The following is an 18,002-nucleotide window of genomic DNA, read 5'->3' as shown; positions in this document are numbered from 1 at the left end:
GCCACCCAGCGAAGTCAACGCGAAGTTGCATAGCGCAAACAGCTCTCGCGAGGACCAACGCGAAGCGTTCGCAAGAAGGCCCCCACACGGATGTCGTGTGAGGGCCTGCTGCGAGGCTGGGGCTGTGCGCCCTATTTGGCCTTCTCGAGGATCTCGACGAGCCGCCAGCGCTTGGTCGCCGACAGCGGACGCGTCTCCATCAGCGACACCCGATCGCCGATGCCCGCGCTGTCGTTCTCGTCGTGCGCCTTGACCTTCTTGGTGGTGCGGATGATCTTGCCGTAGAGCGGGTGGCTCTTACGATCTTCCAGCTCGACCACGATGGTCTTCTGCATCTTGTCCGACACCACGTAACCGATGGCCGTCTTACGCCGGCCGCGCTCTTCTTCCTTCCGCGGCGTGTACTTGGGGCCTGCCCCTTTGTTCTCTGCCATTACGAATCCTCACCCACGGGTCCGGAGGCCAGACCCAACTCACGTTCGCGCAGCACGGTGTACACACGCGCGATTTCCTGACGCACCGTGCGAAGCCGGCGGTTGTTCGACAACTGGCCGGTCGCCATCTGGAAGCGCAGGTTGAACAGCTCTTCCTTGGACTCGCGCAGCCGATCCTTCAGTTCGTCGTCGGTCAGCTCGCGCAGTTCGCCCGGCGTCACTCCCACTGCCATCAGAAGTGCTCCTCTCGGGTAACGATGCGTGCCTTGATCGGCAGCTTGTGGATCGCACGGGTCAGCGCGGCCCGGGCGGTCGCCTCGTCGGGGTAGCTCAGCTCAAAGAGCACGCGACCCGGTTTGACGTTGGCCACCCACCACTCCGGCGAACCCTTGCCGGAACCCATACGGGTCTCGGCCGGCTTCTTGGTCAGCGGGCGGTCCGGGAAGATGTTGATCCACACCTTGCCGCCACGCTTGATGTGCCGGTTGATCGCGATACGAGCGGACTCGATCTGCCGGTTGGTGATGTAGGCGTGTTCCAACGCCTGGATGCCATAGTCACCGAAGCTCACCGTCGTGCCGCCGCTGGCGATGCCGCGCTGCCTCGGGTGGTGTTGCTTACGGTGCTTGACCTTGCGGGGAATCAACATGGTTCAGCTCTCCGTGTTTTCCGTGGGCGTCTCGACCGCAGCCGCTGCCTGCGCAGCCGCGGCGTTGTCTGCCACACTGCCTGCCGGAGCGGTGCCGCTGTCGGAACCGCCGGTGGCCGCCCGGCCGGCTTCGGTGCTCGTCGCGGTGGTGCCCGACGCGCCGCTACGGCGAGGCCGGGTGCCCGACGGACGCTCGCGACGCGGACGATCCGCACCCGCGGGCACCGCAGCGGCCAGCTCACGCTTGCCACCGACGATGTCGCCCTTGTAGATCCACACCTTCACGCCGATACGGCCGAAGGTGGTCTTGGCCTCGTACAGGCCGTAGTCGATGTCGGCGCGCAGCGTGTGCAGCGGCACGCGACCTTCGCGGTAGAACTCCGAGCGGCTCATCTCGGCGCCACCGAGGCGGCCCGAGCACTGGACGCGGATGCCCTTGACGTTCGGCTGCCGCATCGCGGACTGGATTGCCTTGCGCATGGCGCGGCGGAACGCCACGCGGTTGGACAGCTGCTCGGCGACGCCCTGGGCCACCAACTGCGCCTGCGACTCGGGGTTCTTGACCTCGAGGATGTTCAGTTGCACCTGCTTGCCGGTCAGCTTCTCCAGATCGGCGCGGATGCGGTCGGCTTCGGTGCCACGGCGGCCGATCACGATGCCCGGACGTGCGGTGTGAATGTCGACGCGCACGCGGTCGCGGGTGCGCTCGATCTCCACGTCGGCGATGCCGGCGCGCTCGAGACCGGTGGCCAGCAGCCGCCGGATCGCCACGTCTTCCTTGACGTAATCCTTGTACTGCTTGTCGGCGTACCACCGGGACTTCCAGTCGGTGGTGATACCGAGCCGGAAGCCGTGGGGATTGATTTTCTGGCCCACTACTCCGAGCCCTCCTTCGCATCGGACGCTTCAGCAGTCGATTTCTCGGCCTTGGTGCTGGCCTTCGCCTCTGCCGACTTCTTGGGCGCCGCCTTCTTGGCGGGCGCCTTCTGGGCGGCCTTGTCAGCGGGCGCCTTCTTGGCCGCTTCAGCGCTCTTGGCCTTGCTGCCCTGAGCGCGACGTGCGCGCGCCGCGCTGGCCGACTGGCCGCTGCCACGCTGCTCCTGGCTCACTCGGCTTTCCAGGACCACCGTGATGTGGCTGGTGCGCTTGCGGATCCGGAAAGCACGGCCCTGGGCGCGCGGCCGGATGCGCTTGGCGGTCGGCCCTTCGTCGGCGTAGACGGTGGCGACCACGAGGGTGGACGGATCCAGGCCCTGGTTGTTCTGCGCATTGGCCGCCGCGCTCGCGATGACCTTGGCGACCGGCTCGCTGGCCGCCTGCGGTGCCCACCGCAGGATGTCCAGCGCTTCGGACACCGACTTGCCGCGCACCAGGTCGATGACCCGGCGCGCCTTCGTCGCCGACACGCGCACGAAGCGCGCCTTGGCGACGGCAGACGGATATTCAGTCGTGATACTCATCAAAAGCCTTTGCTCTTCGCGCAAGCGCTCATCGGCGCTTAGCCTTCCGGTCGTCCTTGATGTGACCCTTGAATGTGCGGGTCGGGGCGAACTCGCCGAGCTTGTGACCCACCATCGCCTCGGTGACGAACACCGGGACATGCTTGCGGCCGTCATGCACCGCAAAGGTGTGCCCGATGAAGTCGGGGATGATGGTCGACCGACGCGACCAGGTCTTGATGACCTGCTTGGTGTTTTTCTCGTTCTGTGCGTCGACCTTCTTCAACAGATGGTCGTCGACGAACGGACCCTTCTTCAGGCTGCGTGGCATATTCCTTGTACCTGCCTACTCTCAGCGCTTCTTGCCGGTGCGCCGGCGACGGACGATGAGCTTGTTGCTCGCTTTGTTGGGCTTGCGGGTGCGGCCTTCGGGCTTACCCCACGGGCTCACCGGGTGGCGACCACCGGAGGTCTTACCCTCACCACCACCGTGCGGGTGGTCGACCGGGTTCATCACGACGCCACGGACGGTGGGACGCTTGCCCTTCCATCGCATGCGGCCGGCCTTGCCCCAGTTGATGTTCGCCTGCTCGGCGTTGCCCACCTCACCGACGGTGGCGCGGCAGCGCACGTCGACGCGGCGGATCTCACCGGACGGCATACGCAGCGATGCGTACGTGCCTTCCTTGCCCAGCAGCTGAATGCTGGACCCGGCCGAACGCGCGAGCTTGGCTCCACCGCCCGGTCGCAACTCGACCGCGTGCACCAGCGTGCCCGCGGGGATGTTGCGCAGCGGAAGATTGTTGCCCGGCTTGATGTCGGCGTTGGGACCCGACTCGACGATGGTGCCCTGCTTGAGACCCTGGGGGGCGATGATGTAGCGCTTCTCGCCGTCAAGGTAGTGCAGCAGTGCGATGTTCGCGGTGCGGTTCGGGTCGTACTCGATGTGCGCGACCTTGGCGTTGACGCCGTCCTTGTCGTTGCGACGGAAGTCGATCACCCGGTAGGCGCGCTTGTGCCCGCCGCCCTTGTGCCGAGTGGTGATGCGCCCGTGCGCGTTTCGGCCGCCCCGACCGTGCAGCGGACGAACCAGCGACTTCTCCGGATGGTCGCGGGTGATCTCAGCGAAATCGGAGACGCTGGCACCGCGGCGACCGGGGGTCGTCGGCTTGTACTTGCGAATTGCCATGATTCTTTAAGTTCTTTCTGCCGGCTAGGCCGGCGCTCCGAACAGGTCGATGGGCTTGCTGCCTGCGGCCAGCGTCACGATGGCGCGCTTGGTGCTCTTGCGCTTTCCGTATCCGGTCCGGGTGCGCTTGCGCTTGCCCTGCCGGTTGGCGGTGTTCACCGAGTCGACCTTGACGCCGAAGATCTTCTCGATCGCGATCTTGATCTGCGTCTTGTTCGAGTCGGGATGCACGACGAACGTGTAGACGTTGTCCTCGATCAACCCGTACGACTTCTCGGAGATGACCGGCGACAAGATGATGTCGCGGGGATCAGTGACGGTCGCCATCAGGCCGACACCTCCTCTTTCGCAGTCTGGTTGGCGCTGATGTAGGCGTTGAGCGCCTCGACACTGAAGATCACGTCGTCAGCGTTCAGCACGTCGTAGGTGTTGAGCTGATCGGGCGAAAGCACGTGCACGCCGGGGAGATTGCGCACGCTCTTGGCGCCCACCTCGTCGGTGCGGCCGATGACCAGAAGCACCTTGCGACGATCGGTCAGCGTGGCCAGGAACGCCTTGGCGCTCTTGGTCGACGGGGTCTGACCCTCGACGATCTCGGTGACCGCGTGGATCCGGTCGTTGCGCGCGCGGTCCGACAGGGCACTGCGCAGAGCGGCGCGGATCATCTTCTTCGGGGTCCGCTCGCTGTAGTCGCGCGGCTTGGGGCCGTGCACCGTGCCACCGCCGGAGAACTGCGGGGCGCGGGTCGAGCCCTGGCGCGCGCGGCCGGTGCCCTTCTGCCGGTACGGCTTCTTGCCGCCGCCGGAGACCTCACCGCGGGTCTTGGTGGAGTGCGTGCCCTGCCGTGCCGCGGCCAACTGCGCCGTCACCACCTGGTGCATCAGCGCGATGTTCGCCTCGACGTCGAACAGCTCGGCGGGCAGCTCGACGGAGCCGTCCTTCTTACCCGCCGGGGTGTGGACATCAACTTTGAGAGCTCCGCCTGTCTTGCTCCTCGCGTCCGCGGTCACTTCTCGCTCCTCTTAATCGCGCTGCGGACCATCACGAGCCCGCCGTTACGGCCGGGGATGGCGCCCTTGATCAACAGCACGCCGTTCTCGGCATCGACCTTGTGCACCAACAGGTTCTGCGTCGTCACGCGGTCGTTGCCCATACGGCCCGACATGCGCGTGCCCTTGAACACCCGGCCCGGTGTGGCGCAGCCACCGATGGAGCCGGGGCGGCGGTGCACAGCCTGCGCGCCGTGGCTGGCGCCCTGACCGCGGAAGCCGTGGCGCTTCATCGTGCCGGCGAAGCCCTTGCCCTTGCTGGTGCCGGTCACGTCGACATAGGTGCCGTCGGCGAAGATCTCGGCGGTCAGCTCCTGACCGACCTCGTACTCGGCGACGGCGGATTCGTCATCGAGCCGCAACTCGGCCAGATGCCGGCGCGGGTTGACCCCGGCGGCCGAATACTGGCCCGTGACAGGCTTGTTCACCTTGCGGGGGCTGATCTCGCCGTAGGCCAGCTGCACAGCGCTGTACCCGTCGCGCTCCGGCGTGCGGATGCGCGTCACCACGTTGGGCCCGGCCTTGACGACCGTCACCGGCACGACCCGGTTGTTCTCGTCGAACACCTGCGTCATGCCCAGCTTGGTGCCCAGAATGCCTCGCCGCGGGGCGGCGGATTTACTACCGCTAGCCATGTTCTGGTCTCTCCTACTGGATGTTGACGTCGACGCTGGCCGGCAGATCGATGCGCATCAGAGCGTCAACGGTCTTCGGCGTCGGGTCGAGGATGTCGATCAGCCGCTTGTGAGTGCGCATCTCGAAGTGCTCCCGCGAGTCCTTGTACTTGTGCGGGGACCGGATGACGCAGTACACGTTCTTCTCGGTCGGCAGCGGCACAGGACCAACCACGCTGGCGCCGGTTCTGGTGACCGTTTCCACGATCTTGCGCGCCGAGGCGTCGATCGCCTCGTGGTCGTAGGCCTTGAGCCTGATGCGGATCTTCTGTCCCGCCACGCTTCTCCTACCTCACTCATACTGGGCCCGGTTGGGCCGCTCTCACCGGCGCAGTCATGCTGCTATGCCGCCGCTGTTCTTCTGTCTGTGGTCCACCGGTCCCCGCGGTCGGGTGTGTCGCCCGCACACGCACTCGTCCGCTCCAAAAATCGTCGCGATCGAGATTGGCACCGGATGCGCCCGGTTGGGCGCCGGTCGTATGCCCCGGCCACGCGGTCCGAACAGGCACCGTCCCGGCTCAAGGCAACCCGAACAGTATGCCCTAGAAAACGGCACGCTCCAAATCCCTGGCCACGGGAAACCCGGCTGCGGAGACGTCGGCGGCCGCAGCCGACCTTACCGCGCAGTAAGGTATACCGCCATGGCCGCCGCGACCACGACATATCGCGTCTGGCGACACCTGGCCGGCATCCCGCGTCAGCCGCTGTAGGTGCCGTACCCCTCGCGGACGAGTCCGTCGGCACCGAAGGTGAGCACCTCGTTGACCAGACCGCCGCGGTGATTGCGGTAGTTGATCACCAACGTCGACTCACCGCGGTAGACCCCGACGACCTCGAAGTGGAGATCCGGCTGGGTAGCCAGCGCCGTGACCCAGTACTGACGCAGCGCATCCTTGCCGCGCACCACTCCCCCGGTCTGCGGCAACACCCGCGCGGCGACCGGCGAGGTGAACAGCACGTCGTCGGTGAAATGCACGAGCACGGCCTCGACGTCATGAGCGTTCCACGCGCGCACCCAGTCGTCGGCGAAGCCTCGGGCTCAGGAGTCGGCACGCGATCAGCCTCGCAGACCCGCCCAGAAAGCGCACTGGTGTTTTTCGGCGAAGTCCGTGATGACGCGGTTGCCGTCTGGTTCCAACCACATCCGCTCGCCCGGAGGCGAATTCGTCAGCTTCGGCCAGTCGGGTCCTGGCGACCCGGTCGCGACGAACTGCGCCCAGTAGTCGATCATCTCGTCGGACAGTCGCTCTTGCGCGGGGCTCAGCGGCGTCGCACCGCCGACGTCGAACAGATACCGCAACTCCAGCGAGTGCGCCGCCCCGATCGGGAACGGTGCTTCGTGCAGCGGTTCGGGCGCAGGCGCGTCGTGGTCGCCGAACTCGTATGCGTAGACCGGCCGGTCCGCCATGGCGCCGGCCATCCGGTCGGCCACACACGCGAAGTCGGCAGCCGTCACCGCCGCCGAGTACGCCAGCGCGACATTGCCGCCGTACCGGTCGGGCGGATACCGCTGAGCCACGGCGGGGGCATGCGGCCCGAACGCCTCGGCCAGCAGCTCGGGGTAGTGGCCGGCGTCGAACGGACGACCGCGCAGCGTCTGCAGCGCGGCGAACAAAGCGAATTCGTCCGCGGTGGTGCCGATCATGACCGGCACGCGGGCGGCCTTACCGCCGGTGATCGCGGCGAACGAGTTCTCGGGCAGCGCCTCGGTGCCCGCGACCGGACCGCTCAGCCGTTCTGTGCCGAATCGGGCGTAGGTGAGCGGTTTTTGCAATCGGTCCGCGGGTAGCGACCGAAGGCAGCCCGCGGCGACGCGGGGATCGGTGCATCCGACGTCCGCCGCGTAGGCGGCGCTGGCCTCCTGGGCGGCCGGCAGATCGTATTGCGCCTGACAAGGCGCGCTCTGGATGATCGCCGCGCTGAACAGGCCGCGCGATTGAGGAGCGACGAGGTGGTCACACACCGCCATCCCGCCCGCCGACTCGCCCGCGATGGTGACCTTGTCGGGATCGCCGCCGAATCCGGCGATGTTGTCGCGGACCCAGCGCAGCGCGGCCTGCTGGTCGGCGAGGCCGTAATTCCCGACATCACCGCCGGAGTCGAACGCCGGGTGGGCGAGGAAGCCCAGAGCGCCGAGGCGGTAATTGATCGTGACCACGACGATGCCGCGGCCGGCCAGGCGCCGTGCCGGGTAGATGTCGCCGCTGCCGTTGAGGAAGCTGCCGCCGTGGATCCACACCAGCACCGGACGCTTCTCATCCGATGGCGGCGGGGTCCAGACGTTGAGGGTCAGACAGTCCTCGCTGGGTGGCCGCCGGTCGACGTCGGAGCTGGTGTCCTGGATGCACCGCGCGCCGGGGCGCGTCGCGTCGCGGAATCCGGCCCACGGCGCGACCGGCGCGGGCGGCTGCCAACGCAGCGCTCCGACAGGCGGTGCCGCATAAGGGATTCCGGCGAAGTAGCGGTGATCGTCGGCGATAGTCCCGCGTACGGCCCCCGCGGCGGTCTGCACAACCCCGGGGTCGACGGGCACATCAACGGCGGCAGTCTCGCCCCGGCCGCACCCGGACAGCGCGATGGCGAGCAGAACCAGCAACGCCGTCGCACGTCGGGCGCCGCGCCGGACGCGCCGCCCACCCGTTCCACTCGCCACGCCGCGAGCGTACTGAGGCGATGCGGATCCCCGGCCGCGTCATCGCTTAGGGTGCATACTTGACAGCTGTCAAGAATGACCCTGAGCGAGGGAACTATGAGCACGCCGATCATCGACGACGCCGCCAAGGTGCTGGCGTACCCGAAGGCCTACACCGACGAGGCGAACCTGCACGCCGCGTTGGCCCACCTGCGCGAGAACGCCCCGGTGTCCCTTGTCGACGTGCCCGACTACCGGCCGTTCTGGGCCGTCACCAAGCACGCCGACATCATGGCGATCGAGCGCGACAACGAGCTGTGGATCAACGCCCCGCGCCCGATGCTCGTCACGGCCGCCACCGACGACCTCTCCCAGGCCAACCTCGCCGCCGGCGGCGGACTACGCACGCTCATCCACATGGACGACCCGCTACACCGCGACATCCGCAAGATCGGTGCGGACTGGTTCCGCCCCAAGGCGATGCGCGCGCTGAAGACCCGCGTCGACGAGCTGGCCAAGATCTACGTCGACAAGATGGTCGAACAGGGCCCCGAATGCGACTTCGTCCAAGAGGTCGCGGTGAATTTCCCGCTGTACGTCATCCTTTCGCTGCTCGGCCTGCCCGAATCGGACTTCGGCCGCATGCTCAAGCTCACCCAGGAGATGTTCGGCGGCGACGACGACGAATTCACCCGCGGCAGGAGCGCGCAGGAACTGCACGAGGTCATCACCGACTTCTTCCGCTACTTCACCGCGTTGACCGCCGAGCGCCGGGCCAACCCCACCGACGACCTGGCCTCGGCGATCGCCAACGCCAAGATCGACGGCGAATACCTCAACGACGTCGACTGCCTGTCCTACTACGTCATCGTCGCGAGTGCAGGGCACGACACCACGAGCGCGGCGATCTCGGGTGGCCTGCTGGCGTTGATCGAAAACCAGGACCAGCTCGCCCGCCTGAAGGCTCACCCGGAGCTGATGGGCACCGCGGTCGAAGAGATGATCCGCTGGACGACCCCGGTCAAGGAGTTCATGCGCACCGCCACGGCCGACACCGAAGTGCGCGGCGTGCCGATCAAACAGGGCGAGTCGGTGCTGCTGTCCTACGTCTCGGCCAACCGCGACGAGGACATCTTTTACGAACCGTTCCGCTTCGACGTGGGTCGCGACCCGAACAAGCACCTGTCGTTCGGATACGGCGTGCACTTCTGTCTCGGCGCCGCACTCGCGCGCATGGAGATCAACAGCTTCTTCACCGAACTGGTGCCGCGGCTCGATTCGATCGAGCTGGCCGGCGACCCGGAGTTCATCGCGACGATCTTCGTCGGCGGGCTCAAGCACCTGCCGATCAAGTACGGGCTGCGCTGAACTTCGGCGCCGTCGCGGTGAGGGAGAGCACCCTCGCAGCGTGAAGTGGTGTCGGTCACATAGACTGCCCTTGACACCCGTCAAGTCGTTCCGAGGAGCTTCATGAGCACGCCGACGATGGATCAGAAATCACAGGAAGCCGCGAAGGTCTTCGCCGACCCCAAGGCGTATGCCGACGAGGACCGGCTGCAAGCCGCGCTGGCTCATCTTCGGACCCACAACCCGGTCCCCTATGTGGACCATGAGCCGTATCGGCCGTTCTACGCGATCACCAAGCACGCCGACATCATGGAGATCGAGAGGGCGAACAACCTGTGGCTGAGCGAGCCACGGCCCCTGCTGGCGACCGCCGAGGCGGACGACCTCGCGCGGGCTCAACTCGAGGCCGGCATGGGGCTGCGCACCTTGATCCACATGGACGATCCACATCACCGCGACGTCCGCAAGATCGGCGCAGATTGGTTCCGCCCCAAGGCGATGCGCGATTTGAAGGTCCGGGTGGACGAGCTGGCCAAGCGCTACGTCGACAAGATGCGTGACCTCGGGCCGGAGTGCGACTTCGTCGAGGACATAGCGGTGCACTACCCGCTCTATGTGATCCTGTCGCTGCTCGGCCTGCCCGAGGAGGACTTCCCGCGCATGCTCAAGCTGACCCAGGAGATCTTCGGCGGCGACGACGAGGAGTACCAGCGCGGCACCACTCCCGAAGAGAAGCTGCAGACGGTGATCGAGTTCTTCGCCTACTTCCACGAACTGACCGCCTCACGACGGGCCAACCCGACTGACGACCTGGCGTCGGCCATCGCCAACGGAACCATCAACGGTGAGCCGCTCTCCGATGTCGACACCGCGTCGTACTACGTCATCGTCGCCACCGCAGGCCACGACACCACCAAGGACGCGATTTCCGGCGGCCTTCGCGCGCTGGTCGACAATCCCGACCAACTCGCCCGGCTGAAGGCGCAGCCGGAACTGATGGGCACCGCGGTCGAGGAGATGATCCGCTGGACCACCCCGGTCAAGGAGTTCATGCGCACGGCCGCCGAAGACACCGAGGTCCGCGGCGTTCCGATCGCCAAGGGTGAATCCGTTTATCTCGCTTACACATCCGCCAACCGCGACGAAGACGTGTTCGACGAGCCGTTCAAGTTCGACGTGGGGCGCGATCCGAACAAGCACCTGTCCTTTGGATACGGGGTGCACTTCTGTCTCGGCGCCGCGTTGGCGCGCATGGAGATGAACAGCCTGTTCACCGAACTGCTACCGAGGTTGGATTCGATCGAACTGGCCGGCGAACCCGAACTCGCCGCGACGGTGTTCGTCGGCGGGCTCAAGCATCTCCCGATTCGGTACTCGTTGAGGTGATTGTGCTCGGCCTCTTCGCGTGAGTGGCCAGAAAACCGTCCACCGCAGCCTCGGCGCATGCGTGGTAATCGAAGTCGGCGACGGTCGACAACCTGCCGAGAACCAGCGGGCCGATGAGCAGCGACAGCGTCTGCAAGCGGTCCACCTCGTCCAACTCGTCGGCCGCCTGCGGACCATCGAGAATCGCATCGAAGGGTGCCGAATACAGCGCGATGATCCGTGACCTCAAGGTGCCCACCGCATCCGAATCCGGGTCCTGCACTTCGGAATACGTCCCCACATCGGGACCGGAGGCCATCCACGTCATGGCCGTGAGCATCGCCGGCACCTCGGCGATCGACTCCGCCCACCCGACGACGACCGCGATCAACTGATCGCGCAGGCTGCCCTCCGCGGGCGGCATCGGCGCAGGGTTGAGCAGGCTCATGAACGCCGCCGCCATCAAATCGTTGGCGCTGGAGAAGTGGCGGTACAGGGTGGCGCGCGCGACATTGGCGGTGCGGGTGACCGCGTCGATCGTGACCGCACTCGGCCCGCCGGCCCGCAGCAGCGTCGTCGCCGCTTCGAGCAAGCGGGCGCGGGACCGCGCCGGCCTCGGGTCGGTACTCGCCCCGCTCATCGTTTAACCCACCTCCTCGCCGGGAACAAGACTATCGGTCTCGAAACAAGACTGTTAGTCTCGAAAATCTTCGGCGGAAGAGAGCGACACATGGTCGACACCCTCAGCCGGTCTGATCAGGATATCGGCGCCAGTGTCGCGGACCTGACGACCCGAGCGCGCGTCTGGTTACTCACGGTGGCCTGCATGGGCGTCGCGCTGGCGATCAGCTCGATGGTGGCCCTCAATGCCGCGCTGCCCGACATCGCGGTCGAAACCACGGCCACCCAGGCGCAGTTGACGTGGGTCGTCGACGGTTACACCTTGGTACTGGCATGCCTGTTGCTGCCCGCCGGTGCGATCGGCGACCGGTACGGCCGCCGCGGCGCCCTGCTCGCCGGGCTGGCCATCTTCACCGTCGCCTCGGCCGCACCGCTCGTCATCGAGGGTCCGGTCGCGCTGATTGTCGCCCGCGCCGCGGCCGGGGTCGGTTCGGCTTTCGTGATGCCGGCGACGCTGTCGCTGCTGACGGCCGCTTACCCGAAGTCCGAGCGCAACAAGGCCGTTGGCATCTGGGCCGGCGTCGCCGGCTCGAGCGCGGTGGTCGGATTCCTAGGATCCGGTGTGCTGCTCCACTTCTGGTCGTGGCAGTCCATCTTCTGGGCATTCGCGATCTCCGGTGCGGGGCTGTTCGGCCTCGCCTGCACCGTGGCCTCGTCACGCGATCAGCAGTCCACACCGCTGGACTGGTCGGGAGCCTTACTGGTCGGTGGGGCCGTCGCGGTTTTCGTATACGGCGTGCTCGAGGCGCCCACCCATGGCTGGACGCATCCACTGGTATACGGATGCATGGCGGCGGGGGTTGTCATGGCGGCCGCGTTCGCAGTGTGGGAACTGCGCAGCGCCCACCCACTGCTCGACATTCGGTTGTTCGCCAAGGCCGAATTCACCACCGGTGCCGTCGTGGTGACGTTCTTTTTCCTCGCGAACTTCGGGTTCTTCTTCGTGGCGATGCAGTACATGCAGCTGTTGCTCGGCTACAGCCCCCTGCAGACGGCATTCGCGTTGGCGCCCCTGGTCGCCCCCCTCTTGGTCCTCAGCCTGGCAACGCCGTGGTATCTACCACGGCTGGGGCTGAGGATCGTCCTGTCCACCGGCCTGACACTGATCGCGGTTGGGTTGTTCTACATGCAGACACTCCAGGTCGACTCGCCATACTTGGACCTCGCACTGCCGCTGCTCATCATGTCGACGGGCATCGGATTATGTACGGCGCCAGCAACTTCGGCCATCATGGGTGCGGTGCCGGACGAGAAGCAGGGCGTCGCGTCGGCGGTCAACGACACCACCCGCGAGATCGGCGCGGCCCTGGGCATCGCGGTGGCGGGCTCGGTGCTCGCCGCTCAGTACGGCGATAGGCTACGGCCACATCTGGAAGGGCTGCCGGAAGCGCTCCGCACAGCCGCGTCGAACTCGCTGGCCGAGGCACTCGAAGTGGCTGCCCGGCTGGGCCCGCAGGGCGCCGGGTTGTCACAGGCCGCCCGGATGGCGTTCGTGGAATCGATGCACGTCTCCCTGATCGCGCTCGGCACACTGTGCGCGGTAGCGGCGGCGTTCATCGCGGTGTGGGCACCCGGCCGCGACGGGAGGCAGTTGCGCCTCCTGGAGCGACTGACCTCGCGGTCAGACGATGAACTCGGCGGCTCGGTGCCCGAGCATGACGATGGTGGCGTGCGGTCCGCGGCTCGGAATCACCGGTAGCACCGAACCGTCGACGACCCACAACCCCGCGATGCCGTACACCCGGCATTGCGGGTCGACCACCGCGATGTCGTCGCCTTCGGCGCCCATCGGCGCGGTCCCCGAGAGGTGTTGCGAGGTTGACCATGAGGTCTTTCCGACTTCGGCTGTCGCGCCGACGAGTTCGCGCGACAGCGCGACTCCGGTGCGGAGCTTGTCGACATCGTCTGGCTCGATGTCGTAACGGTGCTCGATGATCGGAGGCACATCGGGATCGGAGCTGACGATGCGCACCACGCCTCGCGACTTCGGCCGCATCAACGTCACCCCGATGTGGGGATGGTCTGCAGGATCGTCGCGCCGACCGCCCACCATCGCCCCGAAACCCGCTGTATACGGCCGGATCTCCAGACCATTTTCGGTGATGAGCACGGCCTCGAGTGGCGGCAGGCCGTGTGTCTCGGTCCAATTCACCGGCAGCACCAGCTCCGGATGGTCCGACATCACCACGCCCACTGGGAGATTCGCTGCCGTCGGGATGCCCGCGGCTGCCAGTACCTCGGGTGGGCCCACACCGGACAGCATCAGCAGCTGGGCCGATCCGATCGCACCGGCGCACAACACGATGCGGTCGGCCTCGAGATAGGCTGCGCCGCCCTGACCCGTGCACTCCACGCCGACCGCCTCGCCGTCGACGATTCGGATGCGTCGCACGCGGGTGTCGGTGAGCAGCGTGAGATTCGGACGAGACAGTGCGGGGTGAAGGTAGGCCCCGCCGGGACCCATCCGGGTGCCCTGGTGGATGTTCAGCGGCACCGCCCCGACTCCGTCGCCCACTGGATGCTCGGCGGTCGAGCCGTTCAGATCGGTTATCCAGGGATGTCCGGCCGCAGTCGCGGCATTCACGAATGAGCTTGTGCAGCCGTCGAATTCGGATACACGCCGCACCGTTATCGGCCCGTCCGACCCATGTACCGCAGTGTCGAAGTCGAGGTCGGTCTCGATGGCGCGAAAGTGCGGGAGCACATCGGACCACGTCCAGCCGGGCAGTCGCCAATCGTCGAAGTCGGACGGTAGCCCGCGACAGAAGTAGCCGCCGTTGACGGCCCCGGAGCCGCCCACCACCTCGCCGCGCATGAGCATCGCATGGCGGACCGGGTCGACGGTCAGGGTGGTCGGGTACCGCCGCACCACCGAGCTGGCCGTGCCGATCGGTAGCCGCAGTCCGTCGCTGATCTGCGCCGAGACGTGGGGGTCGGATGGTCCGGGCCCGGCTTCGACAACGGTGACGGTGCACGCCGGGTCGGCGGAGAGCCGCTCGGCCAGAACAGATCCGGCGCTACCGGCACCGACGATCAGGACGTCACTGCGCACGTAACGGTGTCGCTCAGGTCCGGATCTGGGGTTTGAGCGCGCCGAGATTCCGCTCGCGCACCACACCGGTCCACAGGCCCACGCCGTAGGCGACGTCGTCGAGGCGTTTGAGGAGGATGTAGGTGAACAGCCCAACCCGCTGGGTGTCGTCTTCGGTGTTGCGGCTGCGCGTCAACCAGTCGACGACCCCTTCCACCACCGCGGCCACCAGTACTACCTGACGGCATCGTCGAGACAGCAACGCAGCGATGAGTGCGAGCGGCCAATAGTGTCGGCATATCGCCGAGGCCAGCTGCATGGCGGCGGACCACAGTCCGTGTGCGGCCACCACCGCGATGTCCTTGGGTTCGGTTTCGACGCTCGACAGCGACTTGGCGATGCGGCGGCCGGTGATGGCGGCGACGACGACCGAGGCCAGATATCCGATGGACGATCCCATCGCCATCAGTATCCAGGCCACCAGCGTCCAGCCCGAGATCACCAGCGGGGCGGTCTTGCCGGGATGGCGGACCGACAGGGGCGCGGCGGCCTCACCGTAGAAAGACCTGCGCGCGAACCACTCTCGTAGTTGAGTGCGGTGGTCGTGAGCTACCAGGGCGATGGGCTCGTAGCGCAGGCGGGCGCCCGACTCGATGAGTCGCCAGCACAGATCCACGTCCTCGCCGGCGTTCAGCGTCTCGTCGAAGCCACCGACCTCGCGCAGCACTGCCCGGCGGCCGATGATCGCCGCACTGGGAACATAGGAGACTGTGCCGTACGGCATCACCGGGGCCTCACGCAAGCCGAGGTCGAGCGACGAGCGGACCGCCTCGTAGCGGGCGACCATATTGTCCGGTTCGCGAAGACCGACGATGCGAGGCGCCACCAGGCCGACGGCGGGATCGCAGAAGTGGCCCAGCAGTGCCTCCAGCCACCCGCGCCGCGGCACGACGTCGCTGTCCAGAAAGGCCACGAAGTCGGTGGTGCACGCGGCCAGTCCGGTGTTGCGGGCCGCCGCGGGGCCCCGGCTGTGCTCGTGCCGCAGCACCCGTACCTGCGCGTGAATGTCGGCGAAGTCAGTGTCCTCGATCGGCACGGCCGATCCGTCATCAACCACGATGACCTGCAGGCCGCGCACGGCGGTCAGGAGCCGCCGGACGCCAGAAGCGTTGTCGCGCACCGGTATCACCACCGTCACATCGCGATGCGACGGTCCGCTGGCGGGACGCGGATGTGCCACCGTCGCGTCGAGCAGCGTGCGGGCGAGCTGGGCGCTGACGGCGTCGTGCACTTCGAGCCGACCGCCGCTGAGCATCGTCTGGGCGGCGGGGGCCAAACGAAGGAGACGGGTAGGGGAACCGCCGAGCAGGGCCGACCCCTCTCCGAGCACCTTCACCCGGCGATCGACCTGAACGGCGAAGCCGTCGGGCAGCCGCGGTCCGGTCATGTCAGCATCCCGTCGCGGTCCGGAGCCCAGCGCGTGATCCGCCTAAGGCATGTCTCGACCATATCGGGAAAAATCCGCGCGCCGTCCTCCACGGTGGCCGTCGTGGGATCGCCGAGCACCCCGACCTCGCTCACGGCGGCGACACCACCCCGGCGCAGCTCTCCAATCAGCTCGCGCAGGGGCGCGACGTTGCCGGGCACCCGCTCGCCGAGGCGGACGTCCTGGGGCGAAATATGTAGCAATACAGACGTTTCGGTATGGCCGGCGTGCGCGTCCGCACCCGCGACCGTGCACGAGCACCACCCCGCGTCCCGGCCCTCGTAGCGCAGCAAAGCGGTCGCGGCGGCGAGCGCCTCGACGTTGCCGCCGTGGCCGTTGACGAAGACCAGCCGGGACGCCCATCGCGATGCCGACCTGCCGAACTCCACCAGCAACAGCCGCAGCGCGGACGTCCCGATCGAGACGGTGCCGCTGAACTCCTCATGCTCGCCGCTGGCGCCGTAGCCGATGGCCGGCGCGACCAACCAGTTCGCTTCGTCGCGGTCGGCCAGCCGGTCAGCAACCGCCCTGCAGACGGCGGTCGCGATCCGTGTGTCGGTGTCCAGCGGAAGATGGGGGCCGTGCTGCTCGGTAGAGCCGACCGGGACGAGGAGTGCTGACGTGGTGCTCTGCAGCTGCTTCGACGTCGCATTCGCGAGCTCGCTGACAGATGGCACTCGCCGATGGTAGGCCGAATTCACCTGTCGTGCGCCAATTGTTGAAGCAAGCACAGCAATTGATTCACCGATTTCTCCGCCACCGGCGCCGGTGTCGTCCCCCCTGTCCCCTGCGCCCCGCCTGTACCAGCACGTTCCCGGACGCCGGGGTCGGCCGTCAGGAGGTCGAGCCTCCGGGCACGCCGAGTGTGCGGATGAACCCGGGTGGGACCAGCACGTCGTCGGGCACAAGATCATGTACGGACGCTCGGCCCAGACCCATCAATGCAGAATCGATGCCCCCGCGCAGAACGTCGAGCACGTTCTCGACACCGGCCTGCCCGTTGGCCGCGAGGCCCCACAGGTAGGCCCGGCCGATCATCACCGCGCGGGCGCCGAGCGCGACGGCCTTGACCACGTCGCTACCCCGGCGGATGCCGCCGTCGAGCACCACCTCGATGTCGTCGCCGACCGCCTCGACGATCGGGCGCAGGGCGCGGATCGAGGCGGGCGTGCCGTCCAGGTTGTTGCCGCCGTGATTAGACACTGAAATCGCCGAAACGCCCGCATCCACAGCACGTTTGGCGTCGTCGACGCGCATCACGCCCTTGAGCATGAACGGACCGCCCCACAGCTCGCGCAGCCAGGCGATGTCCTCCCAGGTCGGCGGAGGAGTACCCATCCACTCGCCGTAGGCGGCGAAGAACGGCGGACCGTCCTCGCCACGCGCCGCCTGATTGGGCACCCGCAGGTTCGGCGGCCGCAGGGTCTTACCCCACTGCCACATCCAGCTCGGCCGCGTCAGACCGGTGGGGAGCATGCGCAAGGTGGTGCGCAAGTCCATCTGCTCGGGGATCTTCGGGCTGCCCCAATCGCGGCCGTGGGAGAAGCTCCAGTCCGTGGTGACGATCAGGCCGACCGCGCCCGCCTGGCGGGCCCGCTCGACGCGGGCCGCGATCGCGTCCCGACCGCCCAGCCAGTACACCTGGAAGAACAGTTTCGGATTGGCCGCGATCACCTCCTCGATCGGCTTGCTCGCAAACGACGACAGTCCCATGGCCGTACCGCGCGCGGCCGCCGCACGCGCGACCGCGACCTCGCCGTCCGGGTGGACGGCCTGCACACCCGTCGGCGAGATCAAAACGGGTAGCGACATCTCTTGCCCCATGACGGTGGTGGCGAGATCGCGCTTCTCCGTCGCTCCGACCACGTGCGGTGCGAAGCCCAACTCGGCGAACGCGTCAACGTTGTCGGAGACCGTGACGCCCTTCTCGCTCGCGGCGATGAGCGCCGAGTACACCGGCTTGGGAAGTCGGCGCTTGGCCCGCTCTTGGGCGGCGGCGACGGTTTCGAACCACGTGGCGGCCATG

The 18,002-nt window shown here is 67.2% G+C and carries 21 protein-coding genes; 3 read left to right on the top strand and 18 right to left on the bottom strand.

Annotated features, from left to right (window positions below):
* Window positions 1-131: 131 nt before the first annotated feature.
* The 13 genes from rpsQ to A5650_RS24930 form a co-directional block, all read right to left on the bottom strand.
* Window positions 132-434 carry a 30S ribosomal protein S17 gene (rpsQ, locus tag A5650_RS24990; RefSeq protein ID WP_067298452.1) on the bottom strand — a complete coding sequence of 101 codons (303 nt, stop codon included), beginning with the start codon at window positions 432-434 and terminating at the stop codon, window positions 132-134.
* Window positions 434-667 carry a 50S ribosomal protein L29 gene (gene rpmC, locus A5650_RS24985; RefSeq protein ID WP_059101354.1) on the bottom strand — a complete coding sequence of 78 codons (234 nt, stop codon included), beginning with the start codon at window positions 665-667 and terminating at the stop codon, window positions 434-436. The genes rpsQ and rpmC overlap by 1 nt, the downstream gene beginning before the upstream one ends.
* The gene (gene rplP / locus A5650_RS24980) at window positions 667-1,083 is read right to left on the bottom strand and encodes a 50S ribosomal protein L16 (protein ID WP_059101353.1); all 417 of its coding nucleotides are present in this window, start codon (window positions 1,081-1,083) and stop codon (window positions 667-669) included. Before rplP ends, rpmC begins: the two co-directional genes overlap by 1 nt.
* Before the next feature lie 3 nt (window positions 1,084-1,086).
* On the bottom strand, window positions 1,087-1,959 hold the full coding sequence (rpsC, locus tag A5650_RS24975; protein WP_067298451.1) for a 30S ribosomal protein S3: 873 nt from the start codon (window positions 1,957-1,959) through the stop codon (window positions 1,087-1,089).
* Window positions 1,959-2,543 carry a 50S ribosomal protein L22 gene (gene rplV / locus A5650_RS24970; protein ID WP_067298450.1) on the bottom strand — a complete coding sequence of 195 codons (585 nt, stop codon included), beginning with the start codon at window positions 2,541-2,543 and terminating at the stop codon, window positions 1,959-1,961. The genes rpsC and rplV overlap by 1 nt, the downstream gene beginning before the upstream one ends.
* A 28-nt stretch (window positions 2,544-2,571) precedes the next feature.
* Window positions 2,572-2,853: a 30S ribosomal protein S19 gene (rpsS, locus tag A5650_RS24965; protein WP_007167837.1), complete on the bottom strand. Its 282-nt coding sequence runs from the start codon at window positions 2,851-2,853 to the stop codon at window positions 2,572-2,574.
* 21 nt (window positions 2,854-2,874) lie between these two features.
* The gene (gene rplB / locus A5650_RS24960) at window positions 2,875-3,711 is read right to left on the bottom strand and encodes a 50S ribosomal protein L2 (RefSeq protein ID WP_067298449.1); all 837 of its coding nucleotides are present in this window, start codon (window positions 3,709-3,711) and stop codon (window positions 2,875-2,877) included.
* A gap of 24 nt (window positions 3,712-3,735) precedes the next feature.
* On the bottom strand, window positions 3,736-4,038 hold the full coding sequence (rplW, locus tag A5650_RS24955) for a 50S ribosomal protein L23 (RefSeq protein ID WP_067091015.1): 303 nt from the start codon (window positions 4,036-4,038) through the stop codon (window positions 3,736-3,738).
* The gene (gene rplD / locus A5650_RS24950; RefSeq protein ID WP_067298448.1) at window positions 4,038-4,721 is read right to left on the bottom strand and encodes a 50S ribosomal protein L4; all 684 of its coding nucleotides are present in this window, start codon (window positions 4,719-4,721) and stop codon (window positions 4,038-4,040) included. The genes rplW and rplD overlap by 1 nt, the downstream gene beginning before the upstream one ends.
* Window positions 4,718-5,395: a 50S ribosomal protein L3 gene (gene rplC / locus A5650_RS24945; RefSeq protein WP_067298447.1), complete on the bottom strand. Its 678-nt coding sequence runs from the start codon at window positions 5,393-5,395 to the stop codon at window positions 4,718-4,720. The genes rplD and rplC overlap by 4 nt, the downstream gene beginning before the upstream one ends.
* A 13-nt stretch (window positions 5,396-5,408) precedes the next feature.
* Window positions 5,409-5,714, bottom strand: coding sequence for a 30S ribosomal protein S10 (gene rpsJ / locus A5650_RS24940; protein WP_003883485.1), 306 nt, complete (start codon window positions 5,712-5,714; stop codon window positions 5,409-5,411).
* A gap of 417 nt (window positions 5,715-6,131) precedes the next feature.
* Window positions 6,132-6,449, bottom strand: a complete 318-nt coding sequence (locus A5650_RS24935; protein WP_067298446.1) for a YybH family protein — start codon at window positions 6,447-6,449, stop codon at window positions 6,132-6,134.
* A gap of 42 nt (window positions 6,450-6,491) precedes the next feature.
* Window positions 6,492-8,087 (bottom strand): carboxylesterase/lipase family protein, encoded by a 1,596-nt coding sequence (locus tag A5650_RS24930; protein ID WP_067298445.1) that lies wholly within the window; start codon window positions 8,085-8,087, stop codon window positions 6,492-6,494.
* A gap of 96 nt (window positions 8,088-8,183) precedes the next feature.
* On the opposite strand from A5650_RS24930, the gene A5650_RS24925 reads away from it, so the two are divergent.
* Both A5650_RS24925 and A5650_RS24920 read left to right on the top strand, forming a co-directional pair.
* Window positions 8,184-9,434, top strand: a complete 1,251-nt coding sequence (locus A5650_RS24925; RefSeq protein ID WP_067298444.1) for a cytochrome P450 — start codon at window positions 8,184-8,186, stop codon at window positions 9,432-9,434.
* Window positions 9,435-9,536: 102 nt separating this feature from the next.
* Window positions 9,537-10,799, top strand: a complete 1,263-nt coding sequence (locus tag A5650_RS24920) for a cytochrome P450 (protein ID WP_067298443.1) — start codon at window positions 9,537-9,539, stop codon at window positions 10,797-10,799.
* Here A5650_RS24920 and A5650_RS24915 read toward each other — a convergent pair.
* On the bottom strand, window positions 10,765-11,418 hold the full coding sequence (locus A5650_RS24915; protein ID WP_067298442.1) for a TetR/AcrR family transcriptional regulator: 654 nt from the start codon (window positions 11,416-11,418) through the stop codon (window positions 10,765-10,767). The two genes, A5650_RS24920 and A5650_RS24915, sit on opposite strands and share 35 nt — an antisense overlap.
* A gap of 90 nt (window positions 11,419-11,508) precedes the next feature.
* Between A5650_RS24915 and A5650_RS24910 the strand changes: the two genes are divergently transcribed.
* On the top strand, window positions 11,509-13,158 hold the full coding sequence (locus A5650_RS24910) for an MFS transporter (protein WP_067298441.1): 1,650 nt from the start codon (window positions 11,509-11,511) through the stop codon (window positions 13,156-13,158).
* Here the strand turns inward: A5650_RS24910 and mftG are convergent.
* The 4 genes from mftG to mftD form a co-directional block, all read right to left on the bottom strand.
* Complete coding sequence (gene mftG, locus A5650_RS24905; protein WP_067298320.1) at window positions 13,081-14,511, bottom strand: mycofactocin dehydrogenase MftG; 1,431 nt, start codon at window positions 14,509-14,511, stop codon at window positions 13,081-13,083. The two genes, A5650_RS24910 and mftG, sit on opposite strands and share 78 nt — an antisense overlap.
* Before the next feature lie 13 nt (window positions 14,512-14,524).
* Window positions 14,525-15,937 carry a mycofactocin biosynthesis glycosyltransferase MftF gene (mftF, locus tag A5650_RS24900; protein ID WP_067298318.1) on the bottom strand — a complete coding sequence of 471 codons (1,413 nt, stop codon included), beginning with the start codon at window positions 15,935-15,937 and terminating at the stop codon, window positions 14,525-14,527.
* Window positions 15,934-16,677 carry a mycofactocin biosynthesis peptidyl-dipeptidase MftE gene (gene mftE / locus A5650_RS24895; RefSeq protein WP_067298316.1) on the bottom strand — a complete coding sequence of 248 codons (744 nt, stop codon included), beginning with the start codon at window positions 16,675-16,677 and terminating at the stop codon, window positions 15,934-15,936. Before mftE ends, mftF begins: the two co-directional genes overlap by 4 nt.
* Before the next feature lie 133 nt (window positions 16,678-16,810).
* Window positions 16,811-18,001, bottom strand: a complete 1,191-nt coding sequence (gene mftD, locus A5650_RS24890) for a pre-mycofactocin synthase MftD (RefSeq protein WP_067298533.1) — start codon at window positions 17,999-18,001, stop codon at window positions 16,811-16,813.
* Window position 18,002 lies beyond the last annotated feature (1 nt).

Source organism: Mycobacterium sp. 1164985.4 (assembly GCF_001668575.1).
Classification (GTDB): Bacteria; Actinomycetota; Actinomycetes; order Mycobacteriales; family Mycobacteriaceae; genus Mycobacterium.
The sequence above is the reverse complement of the archived record's forward strand: the minus strand, read 5'-3'. Positions and strand labels throughout refer to the sequence as shown.

What these genes read in the sequence shown, in the direction of transcription:
- rplV (WP_067298450.1), bottom strand. Translation starts at nt 2,543, where the DNA reads ATGAGTATCACGACTGAATATCCGTCTGCCGTCGCCAAGGCGCGCTTC.
- mftF (WP_067298318.1), bottom strand. Translation starts at nt 15,937, where the DNA reads ATGACCGGACCGCGGCTGCCCGACGGCTTCGCCGTTCAGGTCGATCGC.
- rpsQ (WP_067298452.1), bottom strand. Translation starts at nt 434, where the DNA reads ATGGCAGAGAACAAAGGGGCAGGCCCCAAGTACACGCCGCGGAAGGAA.
- rplC (WP_067298447.1), bottom strand. Translation starts at nt 5,395, where the DNA reads ATGGCTAGCGGTAGTAAATCCGCCGCCCCGCGGCGAGGCATTCTGGGC.
- mftD (WP_067298533.1), bottom strand. Translation starts at nt 18,001, where the DNA reads ATGGCCGCCACGTGGTTCGAAACCGTCGCCGCCGCCCAAGAGCGGGCC.
- A5650_RS24920 (WP_067298443.1), top strand. Translation starts at nt 9,537, where the DNA reads ATGAGCACGCCGACGATGGATCAGAAATCACAGGAAGCCGCGAAGGTC.
- A5650_RS24925 (WP_067298444.1), top strand. Translation starts at nt 8,184, where the DNA reads ATGAGCACGCCGATCATCGACGACGCCGCCAAGGTGCTGGCGTACCCG.
- A5650_RS24910 (WP_067298441.1), top strand. Translation starts at nt 11,509, where the DNA reads ATGGTCGACACCCTCAGCCGGTCTGATCAGGATATCGGCGCCAGTGTC.
- rpsS (WP_007167837.1), bottom strand. Translation starts at nt 2,853, where the DNA reads ATGCCACGCAGCCTGAAGAAGGGTCCGTTCGTCGACGACCATCTGTTG.
- rplW (WP_067091015.1), bottom strand. Translation starts at nt 4,038, where the DNA reads ATGGCGACCGTCACTGATCCCCGCGACATCATCTTGTCGCCGGTCATC.
- rplB (WP_067298449.1), bottom strand. Translation starts at nt 3,711, where the DNA reads ATGGCAATTCGCAAGTACAAGCCGACGACCCCCGGTCGCCGCGGTGCC.
- rplP (WP_059101353.1), bottom strand. Translation starts at nt 1,083, where the DNA reads ATGTTGATTCCCCGCAAGGTCAAGCACCGTAAGCAACACCACCCGAGG.
- A5650_RS24915 (WP_067298442.1), bottom strand. Translation starts at nt 11,418, where the DNA reads ATGAGCGGGGCGAGTACCGACCCGAGGCCGGCGCGGTCCCGCGCCCGC.
- rpmC (WP_059101354.1), bottom strand. Translation starts at nt 667, where the DNA reads ATGGCAGTGGGAGTGACGCCGGGCGAACTGCGCGAGCTGACCGACGAC.